This window comes from Streptomyces sp. SM11 (genome assembly GCF_002910905.1).
In the GTDB taxonomy this organism is placed as follows: Bacteria; Actinomycetota; Actinomycetes; order Streptomycetales; family Streptomycetaceae; genus Streptomyces.
Genome location: NZ_NEUE01000262.1, coordinates 1 through 17,024, shown reverse-complemented (window position 1 = coordinate 17,024; position 17,024 = coordinate 1). Strand labels below are relative to the sequence as shown.

General features: G+C 67.0%; 15 protein-coding genes and 2 pseudogenes. 14 read left to right on the top strand and 3 right to left on the bottom strand.

Features of this window, described 5'->3' with window-relative positions; all coding sequences use genetic code 11:
• Together B9S58_RS28530 and B9S58_RS28525 are read left to right on the top strand one after the other, a co-directional pair.
• Nucleotides 1-889: IS3 family transposase (locus B9S58_RS28530; RefSeq protein WP_103534863.1), on the top strand; the 889-nt coding region annotated here is incomplete at its 5' end.
• A 198-nt stretch (nt 890-1,087) separates the two neighbouring features.
• Nucleotides 1,088-2,869 carry a site-specific integrase gene (locus B9S58_RS28525; RefSeq protein WP_219818928.1) on the top strand — a complete coding sequence of 594 codons (1,782 nt, stop codon included), beginning with the start codon at nt 1,088-1,090 and terminating at the stop codon, nt 2,867-2,869.
• A gap of 16 nt (nt 2,870-2,885) precedes the next feature.
• On the opposite strand, the gene B9S58_RS28520 is transcribed toward B9S58_RS28525, so the two are convergent.
• Nucleotides 2,886-3,359 carry a hypothetical protein gene (locus B9S58_RS28520; protein WP_103534864.1) on the bottom strand — a complete coding sequence of 158 codons (474 nt, stop codon included), beginning with the start codon at nt 3,357-3,359 and terminating at the stop codon, nt 2,886-2,888.
• A gap of 121 nt (nt 3,360-3,480) precedes the next feature.
• On the opposite strand from B9S58_RS28520, the gene B9S58_RS28515 reads away from it, so the two are divergent.
• The 10 genes from B9S58_RS28515 to B9S58_RS28470 all read left to right on the top strand — a co-directional run bounded on the left by B9S58_RS28515 (nt 3,481) and on the right by B9S58_RS28470 (nt 13,906).
• Nucleotides 3,481-4,197, top strand: a complete 717-nt coding sequence (locus tag B9S58_RS28515; protein ID WP_103534862.1) for a Tn3 family transposase — start codon at nt 3,481-3,483, stop codon at nt 4,195-4,197.
• Nucleotides 4,198-4,523: 326 nt separating this feature from the next.
• Entirely contained in the window at nt 4,524-5,453 is a 930-nt protein-coding gene (locus B9S58_RS28510; protein ID WP_374935718.1) for a DMT family transporter, read from the top strand.
• A 247-nt stretch (nt 5,454-5,700) separates the two neighbouring features.
• Nucleotides 5,701-6,744 carry an iron-containing redox enzyme family protein gene (locus B9S58_RS28505; protein ID WP_258045113.1) on the top strand — a complete coding sequence of 348 codons (1,044 nt, stop codon included), beginning with the start codon at nt 5,701-5,703 and terminating at the stop codon, nt 6,742-6,744.
• A gap of 27 nt (nt 6,745-6,771) precedes the next feature.
• Complete coding sequence (locus B9S58_RS28500) at nt 6,772-7,473, top strand: 2OG-Fe dioxygenase family protein (RefSeq protein WP_103534859.1); 702 nt, start codon at nt 6,772-6,774, stop codon at nt 7,471-7,473.
• Between the two features lie 32 nt (nt 7,474-7,505).
• Nucleotides 7,506-8,417: a diaminopimelate epimerase gene (gene dapF / locus B9S58_RS28495; protein ID WP_219818927.1), complete on the top strand. Its 912-nt coding sequence runs from the start codon at nt 7,506-7,508 to the stop codon at nt 8,415-8,417.
• Entirely contained in the window at nt 8,414-10,501 is a 2,088-nt protein-coding gene (locus B9S58_RS28490) for a molybdopterin-dependent oxidoreductase (RefSeq protein WP_103534857.1), read from the top strand. Before dapF ends, B9S58_RS28490 begins: the two co-directional genes overlap by 4 nt.
• A complete protein-coding gene (locus B9S58_RS28485) occupies nt 10,498-11,487 on the top strand; it encodes an aldo/keto reductase family protein (protein WP_103534856.1) in 990 nt (329 codons plus the stop codon). Before B9S58_RS28490 ends, B9S58_RS28485 begins: the two co-directional genes overlap by 4 nt.
• A 46-nt stretch (nt 11,488-11,533) precedes the next feature.
• Complete coding sequence (locus B9S58_RS28480; RefSeq protein WP_103534855.1) at nt 11,534-12,661, top strand: aminotransferase class I/II-fold pyridoxal phosphate-dependent enzyme; 1,128 nt, start codon at nt 11,534-11,536, stop codon at nt 12,659-12,661.
• Entirely contained in the window at nt 12,658-13,590 is a 933-nt protein-coding gene (locus tag B9S58_RS28475) for an ornithine cyclodeaminase family protein (RefSeq protein WP_103534854.1), read from the top strand. Before B9S58_RS28480 ends, B9S58_RS28475 begins: the two co-directional genes overlap by 4 nt.
• Nucleotides 13,591-13,672: 82 nt before the next feature.
• The gene (locus tag B9S58_RS28470; RefSeq protein WP_103534853.1) at nt 13,673-13,906 is read left to right on the top strand and encodes a hypothetical protein; all 234 of its coding nucleotides are present in this window, start codon (nt 13,673-13,675) and stop codon (nt 13,904-13,906) included.
• Nucleotides 13,907-14,135: 229 nt separating this feature from the next.
• Here B9S58_RS28470 and B9S58_RS28465 read toward each other — a convergent pair.
• Nucleotides 14,136-14,678 (bottom strand): annotated as a pseudogene (locus B9S58_RS28465) (IS110 family transposase); the annotation flags it as partial.
• 486 nt (nt 14,679-15,164) lie between these two features.
• Here B9S58_RS28465 and B9S58_RS38520 point away from each other — a divergent pair.
• Nucleotides 15,165-15,695 carry a helix-turn-helix domain-containing protein gene (locus B9S58_RS38520; protein ID WP_219818926.1) on the top strand — a complete coding sequence of 177 codons (531 nt, stop codon included), beginning with the start codon at nt 15,165-15,167 and terminating at the stop codon, nt 15,693-15,695.
• Between the two features lie 387 nt (nt 15,696-16,082).
• Here B9S58_RS38520 and B9S58_RS39545 read toward each other — a convergent pair.
• A pseudogene (locus tag B9S58_RS39545) lies at nt 16,083-16,312 on the bottom strand (IS5/IS1182 family transposase); the annotation flags it as partial.
• Nucleotides 16,313-16,773: 461 nt separating this feature from the next.
• Here B9S58_RS39545 and B9S58_RS37350 point away from each other — a divergent pair.
• On the top strand, nt 16,774-16,914 hold the full coding sequence (locus B9S58_RS37350) for a hypothetical protein (protein ID WP_181009316.1): 141 nt from the start codon (nt 16,774-16,776) through the stop codon (nt 16,912-16,914).
• Nucleotides 16,915-17,024: the final 110 nt, after the last annotated feature.

Here is a 17,024-nt window from a genome sequence, read left to right as displayed (position 1 = left end):
CGAGCCGATCTGCAGAACGCTCACCGAGCACGACTGCAAGATCGCCCCCTCCACCTACTACGCCCACCATAAACGCCTCGCCGAACCATCGGCGCGATCCGTGCGCGACACGGAACTCAAGGCCCTGATCCACGAGGTGTTCACCACCAACTACCGGGTTTACGGGGCCAGGAAGATCTGGCAGGAACTGAACCGACAGGGCCACGAGGTGGCCCGCTGCACTGTCGAACGCCTGATGCGCGACCTCGGCATCGCCGGCGCCGTCCGGGGCAAGAAGGTCATCACCACGCTCGTGGATCCGGCCGCCGAGCGGGCCCCGGACCTGGTGGACCGCGACTTCGTCGCGACCGCTCCGAACCGCTGCTGGGTCGCCGACTTCACCCACATCGCCACCTGGGCCGGCGTCGTCTACGTCGCCTTCGTCGTGGACACCTTCTCCCGCCGCATCGTCGGCTGGTCCGCCGCGACATCGAAGGAAACCAGGCTCGTCCTGGACGCACTGGAGATGGCACTGTGGCAGCGCGACCGCGATGAACACCCTTACATTCCAGGCGAGTTGATACATCACAGCGATGCGGGCAGCCAGTACACCAGCTTCAAGCTGGCCGAGCACCTGGACGCAGCCGGCATCGCGGCCTCGATCGGCTCCATCGGCGACGCATACGACAACGCCCTCATGGAATCGACGATCGGCCTGTTCAAGACCGAGCTGATCAAGCCACAGCGGCCCTGGAAGACCCTCTCCCAGGTCGAACTGGCCACGGCCGAGTGGGTCGACTGGTACTGCCACCGGCGCCTGCACGGTGAGATAGGCCACGTCCCACCCACCGAATACGAGACCAACTACTACCTGACAACCACGAAACCCCAGGTCACAACCCCAAACTGAGATCTCTACCGAACCCGGGGCGGTTCAAACTGCGCTACTACCGCGCCTTTCGCGAGCGGTGGCCGGACCTGGCCGCCTGGTTCGCCGAGCCGCTGGTCGAGCGAGTGGGCCGACGGCCCGGCGAGCCCTTCCACCACCCCTCGTTCCCGGCCTCGCACCGGGCCCGGCCCTACCTGACCTACCTCGGCCTGCGCGGATATGCGACGTTCGACTACCGGTGGATGTTCGCCATCGACCAACTGCGCGTCCACGACCAGGCCGCGCTCGCCGGGATCGACCTGGGCACCCACGGCGCTGGTCGAGGAGGCCCTCGAACTCGGCTACAGCGGCCCGGCCGCGCGGCAGGCGATGTCCTGGTCGGTGGCCCGCATCGTGCTCCGCAACGGCCTGACCGACGTCAACGAGATCACCGGCGAGCACATCGCCGAGGTGCTGGAGGCGATCCGGCTCTTCCCCGAGGACCCCGAGTTCACGGCCTTCTACCCCTCGGTTCAGCAGTTCTACGAAGGGCCGGCGAAGGGCTGGATTACCCACCTGCACCAGCTGGAGGTGGTGCTCTTCCACCGCGGCCAGGTCGCCACCCAGCCGCGCAAGTTGATGCCCTCGTGGAAGGAGCCGCTGAAGCTGCCGCCACGGATGCTGGCCGTCGCGGAGAGGTGGCTGGCGGCCCGCAGGCTGACTGACGCGCCCTCGACGGTGGACAAGCTGGAACTCGCGGTGCGGGTCTTCGGCCAGTGGCTCGGCGAGCACCACCCCGGCATCACGTCCTTCGCCGAGGTCACCCGCCAGCACTGCCTGGACTGGATCGGTCACCTCGCCGAGGCGCCGGCCAGGAGCACAGGCAAGCCGCTGGGCGTCATGTCGCGGATCCAGCGGATCTCCGGGCTCTCACAGTTCTTCCGGGACACCGCGCTTTGGCAGTACGACGACGTGCCCGGCCACACCCTCATCGGCGCCGGGGACGCACCGAAGTACATCGAGAAAGTTCCGCGGTTCATCCCCGAGCAGGACCTCGACCGGCTGATGCCCGCCATCGACGCGATCGCCTGCCCGTTCCAGCGGGCTGCCCTGCTGGTCGCCCGCTGGTCCGGCGCCCGCCGCACCGAGATCCAGCGCCTGCCACTGGACTGCCTGGACCGCTACCCCGACGGCACCGCCCGGCTTCGCCTGTCCGGCCGCAAGACCTACAAGGAGCGCGTCGTCCCCCTGCACGAGGACGCCGCCGAAGCCCTGCAAAGAGTCATTGACCTGCGTAGGAACGCACCGGAGCGGCCGTTCACCGACGAGCGGACCGGCGAGGAGATCCGCTACCTGTTCATGAGCCACGGCAAGCTGCTGTCGACGTACTACCTGTTCGATACCCCGATCCAGGCCGCCTGCAAGGCCGTCGGCCTGGTCCGCCCGGGCGGCCGGGGAGGCTCCGGCCGGGGCACCGTCTCGGCCCACCGCTTCCGCCACACCGTCGGCACCCAACTCGCCGAACGCGGCGCCAAGCTCCACACCATCATGAAGGTCCTCGGACACACCTCGGTGAACATGGCACTCGTCTACGCGCAGATCAGCGACCAGGAGGTCCTGCGCGATTACAAGGCCGTGCTGGGTCCCGGCGCCACCATCGCCGGCCCGGCCGCCGAGGAACTGCGCAGCGGCACACTGCCCGACACGTCGATCGACTGGCTCAAGACCAACTTCTTCAAGACCGAGCTCGAACTGGGACGCTGCCTCCGGCTGCCCGCCGAAGGCCCCTGCGAATGCGACCTTTACCTGACCTGCGCGAAGTTCGTGACTACCCCCGAATACGCGCCGAGGTTGCGCGCACGGCGGGAGGTCGAGGAGGCACTCGCCCACGACGCGGCCGAACGCGGCTGGGACCGGGAGGTCGAGCGTCACCGCTGCACCAGCGAACGTATCGAAAGACTCCTGGTCGACCTCAGCCAGCCGATCAACGCGGAAGCGGAGGAGGACGGCTCCAGTGCGTGATCACCCCATGGCGGAGCTACCGGAGCGGTCCTTGCTCGTCAACGTGGACAGTGGGCTCCGACAAGAACACGTCAGCATCCACCGGGCCATAGGCGATGTTGAAGGTGTCCAGCCAGTACGACCAGTCCCGCACACCCGCCGCGCTGCTGAAACGGTAGTTGAGCTGCCAGCGGACCCACTGGCCGGAGGCAAGACGCACGGCTGGGGGCCGTCGCGGCCGAGGTGGGATGGCAAACAGGGGCTGCACTCGGGGAAGGACGCGCAGCCGTCCGTCGGCTTCGCGAAGCTGGACGTCAACCTTGCGCAGGTCTTCCTCGACGCCATGGGGCTCGAAGCCGTCTCGTTCATGCATGCGGACCACGTGCGCAAACGAGGGCGGCACAGGCGGGACAGTGAAGCCGACCGGGGCCGCGTTCCTACGGGCGGCGGCCTCTCCTCCGCGGGACTGTTTCGTCCAGGACGTCCGTATCCACTGGACGGTGATTCCCACGGCCTCCACCCCTGCCACTCCATCGAAGATCTCACTTTATGCGCGCGGCTTCTCCGGCACGCACCAACACCGCCAACGGCCCGAGCGGCAACCCGAAGGAAGATCAACTTGAACTGTCCACATAAAGTCCTTCCCGGTCTTCGGGCTCGCCCACCTGCTCGGCATCGACCTGCTGCCGCGGATCCGCAACTTCCAGGACCTCACCTTCCACCGCCCTGGTCCTCAGGTGCGCTACCGGCATATCGACGCGCTGTTCTCCGCCGACCCACGCACCTGCATCGACTGGCAGCTCATCGAGAACGGCTGGAAGGACCTCATACAGGTCGGCCTGTCGGTACGGGAAGGCACCGTGTCCTCCGTCACCCTCCTGCGGCGCTTGAACAACCACTCCCGCAAGAACCAGATCTACCGGGTCTTCCGCGAGGTCGGCCGCGCCGTCCGGACGGTGGTTCTGCTCCGCTACCTGTCGGACCCGCAGTTGCGGGAGCAGATCACCAGGGCGACGAACAAGGCCGAGGCATACAACGGGTACACGAAGTGGCTGCACTTCGGCGGGGACGGCTACCTGCGCTCCCGCGATCCCGAACTCCAGGAGAAAGCCGTCAAGTTCCTCGACCTGATGGCCAACAGCATCATCTTCTCCACCACCGTCGACATGACCGACACACTGCGCCAGATGGCTGCCCAGGGCCGGGAGCTGAGCCCCGACGACATCGCCGCGCTCAGCCCGCACCGCAGGGACAACGTGCTGCGCTTCGGCGACTACGACACCGCCACCCTCCACATCCCGCCCGGCCCGTACGACAGTGCGCTTCGTCGTCCTGCGGATGGCCTCTGACGGTGCTTGAAGAACGCGCAGGTCACACGAGGGGTTCTGTCCCCGAGCGGTGGACAGGTCCCAGTCCATGCTGGGACGCCTGCCCTTTGCCGGGTAGGGTGATCACATGCAACTGTTTCTGACGCCTCCGCCGCCCGCCGCTTAAGGCGGGCAGTCATGCGCAGCCACCCCGGGGTTACCGGGGTGGCTGCGCAGGTTGCCCACGGAGACAGCGTGATGGCAATCAATCGAGGAGATCTCAGTTGCAGTCCTCTTCTGCCCTGCCCGTTCGGCAGGGTGTTCTCTACGTCGCAATTGCGGCCACAGCATGGGGCACTGGCGGCGCAGTGGCCGCCGAACTGTACGACGTCGGCGGAATCGGCCCCATCTCCGTTTCCTTCTGGCGGTTCCTCACCGGGCTTGGGCTGCTTCTGGCAGCTCACCTGGTCCGACGGTCCCGGCGGCCGGAGACGGCGCTGTCGCTGCGCGCAACGTTCGCGGCGAACCCGCGGCGAGCCCTGATCACAGGTTTCGGACTGGCGGTGTACCAGACGGCCTACTTCGCCTCCGTGCAGCAGGCCGGACTGACCGTGGCCACGGTGGTGACCCTGGGCTCGGGTCCGGTACTGGTCGCCGTCGGAGCCCGGCTCACGCTGGGCGAGCGCACCGGCGCCGCCGGAACCGCCGCGGTGGCGAGCGGCGTTGTCGGCCTGGTGCTGCTGATGGGTGGCGCAGACGGGAGTACCGGCCCGGCTCCCCTCCTGGGCATCGGATACGGGCTACTCTCCGCGGTCGGCTACGCGGGCGTGACTCTGCTGGGCCGCTTCTCCGGCCGAAAGAACACCGGGGGCGCGTTCGAGTCCACGGTGACCGGCTTCGCGGTCGGCACGGTCTGCCTTCTGCCGATGGCTCTGCTGGAGGGCTTGCTGCCCGACATGGAGCGTCCGGCATGGACCCTGGGCCTGATCCTCTACGTGGGCGCTGTGCCGACGGCGCTGGCATACACGTTGTTCTTCGCCGGCCTCGGCGTCGTACGGGCGACCACGGCATCCGTGGTCGCCCTGGTCGAGCCGCTCACCGCGGCGGTCATCGGCGTCCTGGTCTTCGGTGAGCGGCTCAACGCGATCGTCCTGACCGGCACGGCCCTTCTGCTGTTCGCCGTTGTCTTCCTCGCCGCCGACGAGGGGGTCGGCCGAGCCGCCTCCCGAAGGACGTCCGGTCCAGGTGCTGACCACGGTCGGCGCACGTCGCATCCGGCCACGCAGACCAAGGACTGACACCCAAGCACCATGCACAAGGCGGGCGGCGGCCGTTGAGGCCGTCGCCCGCCATTACTACTGGTAGCGGATGATGCGCATCGCGCCATCCATGTGCAGCAGGCACTCGCCCCCGTACCAGCCCCGTCAAGACCCCTCATCACGTCAACCCCTCGATGCGATGTAGATGCTGAACAACAGAGAAGTTAGCGTTCCGCAGGGGGCCATTGCCGTTGGCATGGAGAACCGGCATACGACAGGAGGCGGTATGAGCACAGCTCACTTACTCGATCAGAAAACGGGCTTGGACGCATATCCGGTGGTTGGGGAAATGTCCTCACTGCTGAATCGTTCCGCAGAAGATCTTGACACCTCATTGACCCCGGGAGAGCGGGCAGATCTTCGTAAAGCCGTCAGCGAACTCAATGCGCAGTCCGCCACCGGTGATCAGGCAGCCTTCTATGGCCAGCAACTGCTGCTCTCCCGTATCTACGGGCTCTCGACGCAATTGCCCGAGGTGCCCACCGCCGAGGGATCCGTGGTCGTCCAAGAGGCACTCCGCCTACTCGAGCAGGCCACCATGGACGCCGAAGACGCCATGCTGGAGCCCGGCATACTCGACGCCGCGCCGGCGGAGCCCTCCGCGTTCCTCTCGTGGCTGAAGAAGCTCGCCCGTGAACACCGGGTCTACAAGCACCCGTACTACCGGGAGTTCATCCGCAATCAGGCAACGGAAGACGACCTGCGGAACTACGTGATCCAGGAATCAGTCGTCGACGGGCGATTCGACGATCTGCTCGCCATGATGCAGGTCGGTACCAGCGGCGCCGCGAAGATGGAGATAGCCGAGAACTTCTGGGACGAGATGGGAAACGGGGACCCTTCGCAGGTCCATACCCATCTCTTCAACCAGATCTTCCGGGTCTTCGAAATTCCCGCCGATGAACTGGAGCGGTCACTCACCGCCAACGCGCTTCTGTCCGGAAATCTCGCGGTGCTTCTCTGCCGCTACCGGCACCTGTACCCGGAAGCCGTCGGATTCCTCGGAATGACCGAATGGCTGGCGCCCGACCGCTTCGTGCAGGTCGTGCATGCCTGGGAGCGGCTCGGACTGCCCGACGTCGGCATCGTGTACCACAAGCTGCACATCACTATCGACTCCCGGCATGCGGCCGGCTGGTTCCACAACGTGGTCGTCCCGGCTGCTGATTCCGAGCGCATGCGGCGCGCGATCGCCCGCGGAACACTGTTGCGGCTCAACTCCTCCGCCCGCTACCTCGACGAACGCATGCCCGGTCTCGACGCTCACTGACCGGTCTGACAGGAAAGGCTCCGCGTCATGGCACTCGGCCCTCAAGAGTTCTCGATCATCGATCTCCCTCCGGCCACACCGGAGATGCTCCAGAGCTACGAAGACCTCCCGCTCGACCCGTACATGGGCAACGGCACGCGTTTCAAACGGTTCGCCCAGTACCGGCTCACGCCGGAACCCGGACTCGACAAGGGCTGGCTCTACGAGAAGCTGCCGCAGCGTGACTACACCACGTACAAGCAGTTCAACAAGGTGGGCGGCGGTATTCGCCGCACGTACGAGACCATCCTCGCCGACTTCACGCCGATGATCACACTCGGCGCCGATGCTATGGGTCTGGACCGCGGTGAGGACTGGCAGATCAACGTCCACCAGAACCGCACCAGGGCCGATGGCCAGCGCCCCGGACCACTGACTCCGGAGGGTGTGCACCACGACGGACACGAGTACGTCATGATCGCTGTGCTGCGGCGGAACAACGTCGGCGGAAGCGAGACCCGCCTGTGGAAACCGGGCGCCGACGAGCCGTTCTGGACGGGCACGCTGGCGGCCGGACAGGCCGTCCTTCTGGACGACAAGGCACTCCAGCACGACGTCACGGACGTGACTTCCGCTGACGGCGGGCCCGGCCACCGGGACATCGTGATCATCGCTTTCTCCCGCTGGAAGGAGAAGTGGTACGGCGACGAGCACGACGTGGCGGCCCTCGCCAACAGCCCGAAGAACTGACCCGCCGCGGCGGCCGACTCATGGTCGACTTCGTGAAGTACCAGGCGCTGGGCAACGACTACCTGATCGTCGACCCCCGATACGGTGACACGGTCCTCGGCCCCGAGCCCGCCTCCGAGGCCGTTCGCTTGCTGTGCGACCGGCACTACGGAGTAGGGGCGGACGGGCTACTCGTAGGGCCGCTGGAAGCCCCCAAGTCCAACACCCCGGTGTCGCTGCGCATCTTCAACGCGGACGGCAGCGAGTGCGGGATGAGCGGCAATGGACTACGCATGTTCGCCCTGTACCTCGCCGAGCACCACGTCGAGCAGTGGCGTGCGGGCAGGCCGTTCACGGTACGGACACGAGGCGGCGACGCGGAGGTTGGGATCGTGGACTTCGCGGACGGCCTGGTGCGCGTGGGCATGGGGCTGCCGCGGTTCACCTCCGTGGAGGGCAACGGGGACCGCGGCGTCGGCGGCGTTGCTGTCCCCGTTGCCGGTGAAGGGCTGGACGCGGTGGTCACTGTCACCGACCTGCACCTGGGCGTTCCGCACACAGTCGTGTTCAGGGACCGGATCGACGGGGAGCTGGCTCAGCGCCTGGGCCCCGCTCTTGCCTGGCATTCCCGCTATCCCGACGGCACCAACGTGGAGTTCGTGCGCGTACACGACGACCACACCTTGGATGCGGTGGTCTGGGAGCGGGCCGCCGGCCATGTACCCGCTTCGGGAAGCGGTGCGTGTGCCGCGGCGGCCGTGGCGTACGCGCGGGGCTTTGTCGGCCGGCACGTGAGAGTCCGCATGCCCGGCGGTGAAGTCGAGGTGAGCGTGGCGCGGGACGGCCGGGTCAGCTTGACCGGAACCGCGCGGGAGGTGATGCGGGGCGTTCTCTCGCCTTCGCTGCGCACGGAGTTGGTCGATCGGCGCGCAGCGCCGGGGCCGTCTGAAAGGAGGGGCACATGAGTGTCACGCAAGTCCCCGGGGCATGCCCCCTGGACTGCCCTGACGGCTGCAGTTGGCAAGTGACGGTCCAAGACGGTGAGGCCGTCGCGCTGCGCGGCACCCCGGATCATCCCTACACCAGGGGCACCCTGTGTGTGAAAGTCAACCAGTTCCTGGAGCACACGCGCGCGCCCGACCGGCTGCTTCACCCGCTGCGGCGCATCGGCCGCAAGGGCGAGGGCCGGTTCGAACGCATCAGCTGGGACAGCGCCCTGGGCGAGATCGCACGGCGGTTGACGGAGACCATTGAACGTCACGGTGGCGAGGCGATCTGGCCGTACCAGGGAACCGGAACCCTCGGCTTCCTCCAAGGGCTGCAGGGGCGGGCCGGCAGCAGGCTGTGGAACGTACTGGGTGCCTCGCGCCACGACATGACCATCTGCTCGATCGCCGGTCTCGCCGGACTCCAGTACACACTCGGCACCAGTACCGGAATCGACCCAGAAAATCTGGTTCACTCCCGGCTGATCCTGCTGTGGGGGAGCAATCCCCTCACAACCCACCACCACCTGTGGAAGGTGATCCAGCGTGCACGGCGCGACGGCGCACATGTCGTCGTCATCGACCCGATCCGCAGCCGTACAGCGGCCCAGGCCGACGAGCACATCGCGCCCCTTCCGGGCACGGACGCGGCGCTCGCCCTGGGCCTCATGCACGTGGTTCTCCAGGAGGGCGCCGAGGACCAGGAGTACCTGGACACCTACACCGTGGGGTGGGAAGCGTTCCGGAAGAGAGTGCTGGAGTACAACCCGCGGCTCACTGCGCGGGAAACGGGGGTAGCCGAGGAGGAGATCGTCCGGCTCGGAAGACGCATCGCCAACAGCCGGCCCACCGCCATCCGGGTGTCGCAAGGCATTCAGCGCCACGCCGGGGGCGGCACCGCCCTGCGAGCCCTCGCCTGCCTGCCCGCCGTGACCGGCGACTGGCGGCGACCCGGCGGCGGTCTGCTCTACTCGACCGACGGCTACTTCGGCGGGAACCGCGAGGCCCTCTACCGGGACGACCTGCTGAGCCGTCCCGTTCGGAGCTTGTCCATGACGCGGTTGGCCGAAGGGCTGCTGGAGACGGGCGACCCGCCCGTCGAGGCCCTGATCGTCTACGGCGCCAACCCGCTGGCCAGTTCCCCCGATCAGAACCGAATCCGCCAGGGCCTGGCCCGGGAAGACCTCTTCACCGTTGTCATGGATCACTTCCAGACCGACACCGCCGACTACGCAGACATCGTGCTGCCCGCCACCATGCAGCCCGAGCACCTGGACGTGCACGACGGCTACGGCCATCTGTACATCACCTGGAACCAACCGGCGGTCGCCCCACCCGGGGAGTGCCTGTCCACCACAGAGACCTTCCGGCGCCTGGCCAGGGCCATGAAACTGACGGAGCCGGCGCTGTACGCCAGCGACGAAGAACTGGCGAGCGAACTCCTCGACTCCCAGCACCCGTCCCTGGCCGGCATCACTGTGGACACACTGCGCGACAGAGGATGGGCACGGCTCTCCTACCCGAAGGGGTACGTGCCCTTCGCGAACGGATTCCCCACCCCCTCGGGGAAACTCGAGTTCGTTTCGGAGACCGCCCGGACGGACGGCTTCGACGCCGTGGCCGGATACATTCCGGCCACCGAGACCCACGACAGCCAACTGGCACAGTCCTTCCCCTTCGTCCTCCTCTCCGTGGCGAACCACTTCTTCCTCAACACCATCTTCGGGAACAAGCCATCGCTGCGCCGCCGGGCCGGGCCGCCGTACGTGGTGCTGCACCCGAAGGACGCCGCAGCGAGCGGCATCGCAGCCGGCGATCGCGTCCAGGTGGCCAACAGCCGAGGCATGTTCGAGGCCCTGGCCAGGATCGACGACGTCGTACGCCCAGGAGTCGCCATGACGACCAAGGGCCACTGGCCCAAACTGACTGACGGCTCCGGCCCGAACGCCACCGTCGACGAACGGGACGCAGACATGGGCGGCGGAGCGGTCTTCCACGACAACCGCGTGCGGATCACGCTCCTGCCTCCGCGCGGGGACGACAACAGTGAGGACTGCGGATGAAATTCAGACAACTGGGCCGTAGCGGACTTCAGGTCAGTGAGATCGCCTGCGGCAACTGGCTCACGCACGGCGCCCAGATCAACGACGACCAGGCCGTCCAGTGTGTCCACGCCGCGCTGGACGCCGGAATCACCACGTTCGACACAGCCGACGTGTACGCAGGCACAGCGGCCGAGGCCGTACTCGGCAAGGCGCTGAAAGGCCAGCGTCGCGAGTCCCTGGTGATCTCCACCAAGGTGTTCTTCCCGACCGGTCCCGGACCGAACGACGGCGGTCTGTCCCGCAAGCACATCACCGAGGCCATCAACGGCTCACTGTCGAGACTGGGCACCAACTACATCGACCTCTACCAGGCACATCGTTTCGACCACCGGACTCCGCTGGAGGAAACCCTCAAGACCTTCGACGACCTCATCCGGCAAGGCAAGGTCCTCTACATCGGCGTCTCGGAGTGGACCGCGGACCAGATCGCACGGGCCATGAAACTCGCCGGAGAACTGGGCCTGGACCGGTTCGTGTCCAACCAGCCCCAGTACTCGATGCTCTGGCGTGTCATCGAGGAGGAGGTCGTACCCCTCTGCGATCGGGAGGGGCTCAGCCAGATCGTCTGGTCGCCCCTCGCCCAAGGCGTACTCACCGGTAAATACCTGCCCGGGCATCCTCCGCCCGCCGGATCGCGGGCCACGGACGAGGTGGGCTCCGGCTGGGTGAAGACCTTCCTGCGTGACGAAGTGCTCGAGAGGGTGCAGCAGCTCACCCCCATCGCTCAGGAACTGGGCCTGACCCAGGCTCAGCTCGCTGTCGCCTGGACGCTGCAGAACCCGAACGTCGCCGCGGCCATCGTGGGCGCCTCCCGGCCGGAGCAGATACGCGACAGCGCGAAGGCTGCGGGCATCCGTATCGACCCGGCGCTGATGCGCCGCATCGACACCGTCCTCGGCCCGGTCGTCGAACGCGATCCAGCCAAGGTGGACAGCGCCGACTAGCGCCACCTCCCATGCGTTCATTCCGCCGAGTCCCTGGGGGACATCCATGACCTTCACCCCGTTCGAACTGCTGGAATGGCAGGGGCGACTGGGAGCCACCGCCACGTACAGCCTGGCCGACAGCGGCTGCCGGCCGATCCGGCTGCGCGACCTCGTGGACAGCGAGCAGTCCCTGAGCCGGCTTCTCAACAGCGAGCTGAGCTACCCCCCGACATGCGGCACCGACCAACTGCGCGCGCAGATAGCACAGTGGCACGCCGGGAGCGCGGACCATGCCTCGGAGGTCATCGTCACGGTCGGGGCGGCAGAGGCCAACACAGTCGCCGTCGAGACCCTCATCCGACCTGGGGACCATGTGGTGACCATGTCACCCGGCTACCGCCAGGTCTGGGGTGCCGCCCTCAATCGAGGCGCCGTCGTCGAGGATTTCCCACTGGACCCGCAGCGTGGATGGCGACCCGACATGGACGCCCTGGCAAAAGCGGTCCGTCCGGACACCCGAGCCATCTCGGTGACAACCCCCAACAACCCGGCGGGCACCATCCTCACCGAGGAGGAGATACAGGCGATCGTCTCCATCGCGGACCGTGTGGGCGCATGGATCCTCTCCGACGAAGTGCACCGCGGCACCGAACTCCACACCGATGAGGCCAGTCCCACCTTCTGGGGGCGGTACGACCGAGTCGTATGCGTCGGCAGCCTCTCTAAGGCATTCGGCATGCCGGGTCTGCGTCTCGGCTGGCTGATCGCACCACCCACGCTCACGCCGCAGCTTCGCCAACGACACGAATACACCACCGTCTCCGCGGCCGGGCCGGCCATGGCTCTCGCGGAACTGGCGCTCACTTCCGTCACCCGCACCCGGCTGCTGAACCGCTACCGCGGCTTCCTCCGCGAGAGCTGGACCCAGATGCAGCAGTGGATCGATTCCCACGACCAGCTGCTGTCAGCCGTGCCGCCCCAGGCCACCTCCCTTGCCTTCGTCCGCTACCACCTGGATCTGCCCAGCACCGAAGTCGCCGAGGCACTGCACGCCCGCGGCGGCGTGCTGGTCGGCGCCGGCGCCCACTTCGGAACCGAGCACCACCTCCGGTTCACCTACGGGCAGGAACCGGCCCAACTGGCAGCCGCACTGGAGAAGACCTCACACGTTCTGAAGGAACTGAGTGCGTGAACCCCACAGCACTGCCACTGATCGACGCCGACGAACTGACGCGCCGCCTGCCCATGCCACAAGCCATCCAAGCAGTGGAACAAGCCCTGCGCGCAGGGCTGGACCCCGAAGCGGACATCCCCCGCACCGTGCTCGACGTCGACGCGGGCCAGCTGCTGCTGATGCCCTCCACGACATCCTCGTACACCGGAGTAAAGATCGCTGGAGTCGCTCCCCGCAACCCCGCCCGCGGGCAGCCACGCATCATCGCCTCCTATCTCCTGATGGACGCGGCCACGCTCCGCCCAGAAGCCCTGATCGACGGCTCCGCCCTGACCCTGCTGCGCACCCCCGCGGTTTCCGCCGTGGCCGTGGACCACCTGGCGGTCCCGGATTCCGAACGGCTCGTCGTCTTCGGCGCCGGACCACAGGCATGGGGCCACGTGGAGGCAATCCGGGCCGTGCGCCCCATCTCCTCGGTCGGTGTCGTCACGCGTCGCCCTGAGCAGACAGCGAAGCTGGTCGAGCGCTGCCAAAAGGCCGGCCTGAACGCAGAGACGGTCTCATCGGAAGCCGTCGCGAGCGCCGACATCGTGGCCTGCTGTACGACATCGCGTACGCCGCTGTTCCCGGCCGCAGACATCGCATCCCACACGGTCGTCGTAGCCATGGGATCTCACGATCCGACGGCCCGAGAGGTGGACGCCGAATTCGTCGCCCGGGCCACAGTCGTTGTCGAAGCGCGCACCGCGGCGCTGAGTGAGGCAGGCGACATCCTGATTCCTCTGCGCTCTGGCGACATCGGTACGGAGGCGATAGCTGGCAACCTGTCCGAGCTTGTGCGCGGAGCCGTGAACGTCCGGCACCGGAGGCCGAAGCTTTTCAAGAGTGTGGGCATGTCATGGCAGGACCTGGTGGTGGCCGCCGCTGCTGTGGAAGGGCTCTCATAAGCACACAAATGTGGCTGGAATCTGATGCCAGTTGGCAGTCCTGCCGCTGTCGCCGAGTCGTGCCAATGACCAGGCTGGAGCCATGAACAACACATTCGACACCGCCGTCCAGACCGTGATCACTCTGGCCATACTGGCAGTCGCGGTACTCCCCGCGATCATCGGGACCATCCGTGACCGCCGTATCAATGTCCAGTTACGAGACGCGGAGGAGGGACGGGACCGTCGCACCGGCGTCCTGGTCGTGTTCGACCTCGCTTACGGTCCGCATGAGGACAGGGTCTTCCGCGCGCATGCGAGCCGAAGCACCAAGTGATGGGAGACACGCCGTTGAGCTGGGCACACCCTGTACGGCGCCATCGCCTCGCCACCGCCCTCTGGCAAGGCTGTCGAGAAGGCCCCAGAAGCAGTTACCCACAGTGACAAACCGCGAGTAGCTGATCCTCCGTCGCCCTGTAGAACAGCCCCGAGGCGGTTGGAGGAGATGTGCGCGAAGCGCGCCGGGCCATGGCCCGGCGCGCTTCGCGCACATCTCCTCCAACCGCCTGATAGCCGTTCAGCAGGGTCAGCGGGCCCTTGTTGGTGAGGTCCAGGGCTCGTTCCAGGCCCGGGAAAATACCGGTCAGCTGGGCCCTGAGCCGGTTCACCGTGCGGGTGCGGTCGGCTACCAGGTCCATGCGGCGGCCGGTGAGGATCTTGAGGTCGATGACGGTTTCGTCGCCGGCGCGTATGGGGTGCAGGTCGCGGCGGACGCGGACCTGGTCGGCGATGACGGCGGCGTCCTTGGCGTCGGTCTTCCCTTCTCCGCGGTAGCTCTCGGAGACGCGGTGGATGGCCCGGCCGGAGATGTAGTGGACCGGCTGGTCGTGGTTGAGGAGGATACCGATGGCCAGGGCGGCTCCCCCGTCGGCCAGGTCGATGCCCCACGTCACCTCATCGCCCAGGGCCAGGACATCGGTGAGGAGTTCGAGGAGTTCGGGCTCATCGTTGGCGACGCGTCGCGACAGCAGCCGACGGCTGCTCTCGTCGATCGCGACGCAGTGGTGGTGGGTCTTGCCTGCGTCGATGCCGGCCCAGATCGCGGCCATGGTGCCTCCGTGCGGTGGGGTGTGCTGGGTTCCTCCCGACGGACGACCTCGCTGTCGATTCCCTACGGAGCGATCATTCGCAATTCCTAATTGGCAGCCGAGTCGTCGTGGGGCGTCGGGTGGCCAATCGTTGCAAGCCACAAACGGCAGAAGGTTGAAAGCCACACCCGACGCCCCTGGGTGGGAGAACCATACGAAGGGCTCGCCCGGTCCCGCAGACAACGTAGGGAAGGTTGAGTGATCGTTTAGGTCTGACTGTGCGGGGAGACTGTGGGGAACCAGTAGGCGCGTACGGCGATCCTGTGCTGAGCGCCTTCGACCCGGACTCTTTCGACGGCGGTCAGCGTTGTCGTACCGCTTTGGGCTCCGGGTGGGAGGCCGAATTCGAGGAGGTACCGCCGGAACGCGGGTATTGACCTGGTGTCTCGTGATTCCGTCAGCATTACTTGATCTTGTGTGGCAGGGTCTCTTGGTATGGAGCTCTCCGTGGAACAGGCCGCCGAGTTGCGGGAGTTGGTGAACAGCAGGGACGTGCCTGCGGACATAGCCACGCGGGGCCGGATCGTGTTGTGGTCGGGCGAGGGGCGCCGCCGCAAGGACATTGCCGAGCTGCTCGGAGTGTCGCTGCCGACCGTGGACCGCTGGAAGACCCGCTATGCCGAGCAGGGCCTGGCCGGGCTGGAAGGGGAGCGTCCCGGTGGCGCACGGGAACAGGTGCCGGTGCGGGTGCGGGCCAGGGTGATCGCGCTGACGCGCATGACGCCACCAAGCGGCACAGGGCTTTCGCACTGGTCCGCACGGGAGTTGGCGAAGTACCTGGAGCGGACCGAGAACATCACCGTGTCCTGGCACTACATCGCGCGCATCTGGCGGAAGGAGAGCCTGAAGCCGCTAGCAGCGGCTGACCCGTCTCAACGAACCGAGTCGGCATCGGTTCGTCTCAATGAATGCAGTCGCCGCAGGTGGGCGACACGGAGCGGCGGAGCAACCCGCGCGCGCCTGTCTCAACGTAGTTAGTCCACCCACGTCAGCGGCCTGCCGTCGACTGGGTTCGTTGAGACAGGACAGCGGCGAGCTGGCTTTGTTCACGACTCACGTCAGCAGTTGTTCACCGTTGCGGGAGGCACCTGCACGGCGGTGATGTCGATGTTCACGGCTTTGAGCAGCAACACAGAGCACGGGCCTGGCACCCGGCCACGATGCCGCCGCGACGGACCGCCTGGCCCCCGTAGCCAGCGCTTTTGCCCTACCCCTCCGAAAGCAGCAGACGGCCGATCTTGCCCACGGCCCCCGAGCTGCTGCTCAAAGCCGTGAACATCCGACGCGGGCCAGCCATCGCAGCGCCTCCCGAACTGCTGTCAAAATGCTGCTCACTGTCGCGTACGAAGCCAATCGAAGCACCGCGGTCGTGATGACTTTGAGCGGGATGCCGCGACCGTCGCAGATCAAGTGGTGCTTGCTGCCGGTCTTGCGCCGGCCAACCGGCGACGGACCGGTGTCGGCACCCCCTCTTTCGCCCGGATGTGAGAGCCGTCCACGCATGCCCGCGACCAGTCGAGCTCGCCGACCGCGTTCAACTCGGCGAGCAGGACCCGGTGCAGCCGGTCGAGGACTCCTGCCTTTGCCACCGGTCTGGCGAACAGCCCGACATCACTCGATCAAGCTCAGTAGCACCGATCGGTGCAGCAGCCGAATGCCCGGCGGGTGGTCCTCAACGCTCCCGCACGTAGGTCTCGTCGTCCGACTCGGCAAGGGACACAACCTGACCTGGCCCGTTCCCGTCCGTCACCTCACCCCAGGGCGCGTGCGTTCTCATGCGGCGAGACGAGTGACTTGCCCGTGGACGGCCCCTGATGGCCTGCTTGCCCGGGTCTGGACGTGACGAACGCGACCTCTGATGATCAAGGTTCTCGAAGCCGTTGATCAAGAACAGGGGTCGCGTTCGCGTGTCATCCTCCCTGATCGATGTCCTGCAGCGCCACCGCGGGAACATCGACCTACCCGAACTCGCCTCGCTGTCCCAGGTCTTGGACCGCCTGCCTGATCCGCGGCGGGTGCGGGGCCGCCGCGGTACCGGCTGGGCGCCCTGCTTGCCTTGTGTCTGCTCGCGGTGCTCGGCGGCGCCACGACGCTGGCCGGCATCTCCCGCTTCGCCGTCGATGCCGCCCCTGAAGTGCGGGAGAGGATCGGGCTGCGTGGGCTGCCACGTGCGACGACCCTGGGCCGTCTGCTGTAGCGGCTGGACGGCGATGTCCTGGATGATGCTGTGGGCGCCTGGCTCGCCCGGCACGCGATGGACCCGGCCGCTGACGCTGCGGAACTGGTGGGCGTGGCTGTTGACGGCAA

Excerpts from the sequence above, each read along its gene's own strand:
- B9S58_RS28525 (WP_219818928.1), top strand. The coding sequence starts at position 1,088 with ATGCGACGTTCGACTACCGGTGGATGTTCGCCATCGACCAACTGCGCG.
- B9S58_RS28505 (WP_258045113.1), top strand. The coding sequence starts at position 5,701 with ATGAGCACAGCTCACTTACTCGATCAGAAAACGGGCTTGGACGCATAT.
- B9S58_RS28500 (WP_103534859.1), top strand. The coding sequence starts at position 6,772 with ATGGCACTCGGCCCTCAAGAGTTCTCGATCATCGATCTCCCTCCGGCC.
- B9S58_RS28490 (WP_103534857.1), top strand. The coding sequence starts at position 8,414 with ATGAGTGTCACGCAAGTCCCCGGGGCATGCCCCCTGGACTGCCCTGAC.
- B9S58_RS28485 (WP_103534856.1), top strand. The coding sequence starts at position 10,498 with ATGAAATTCAGACAACTGGGCCGTAGCGGACTTCAGGTCAGTGAGATC.
- B9S58_RS28480 (WP_103534855.1), top strand. The coding sequence starts at position 11,534 with ATGACCTTCACCCCGTTCGAACTGCTGGAATGGCAGGGGCGACTGGGA.
- B9S58_RS28470 (WP_103534853.1), top strand. The coding sequence starts at position 13,673 with ATGAACAACACATTCGACACCGCCGTCCAGACCGTGATCACTCTGGCC.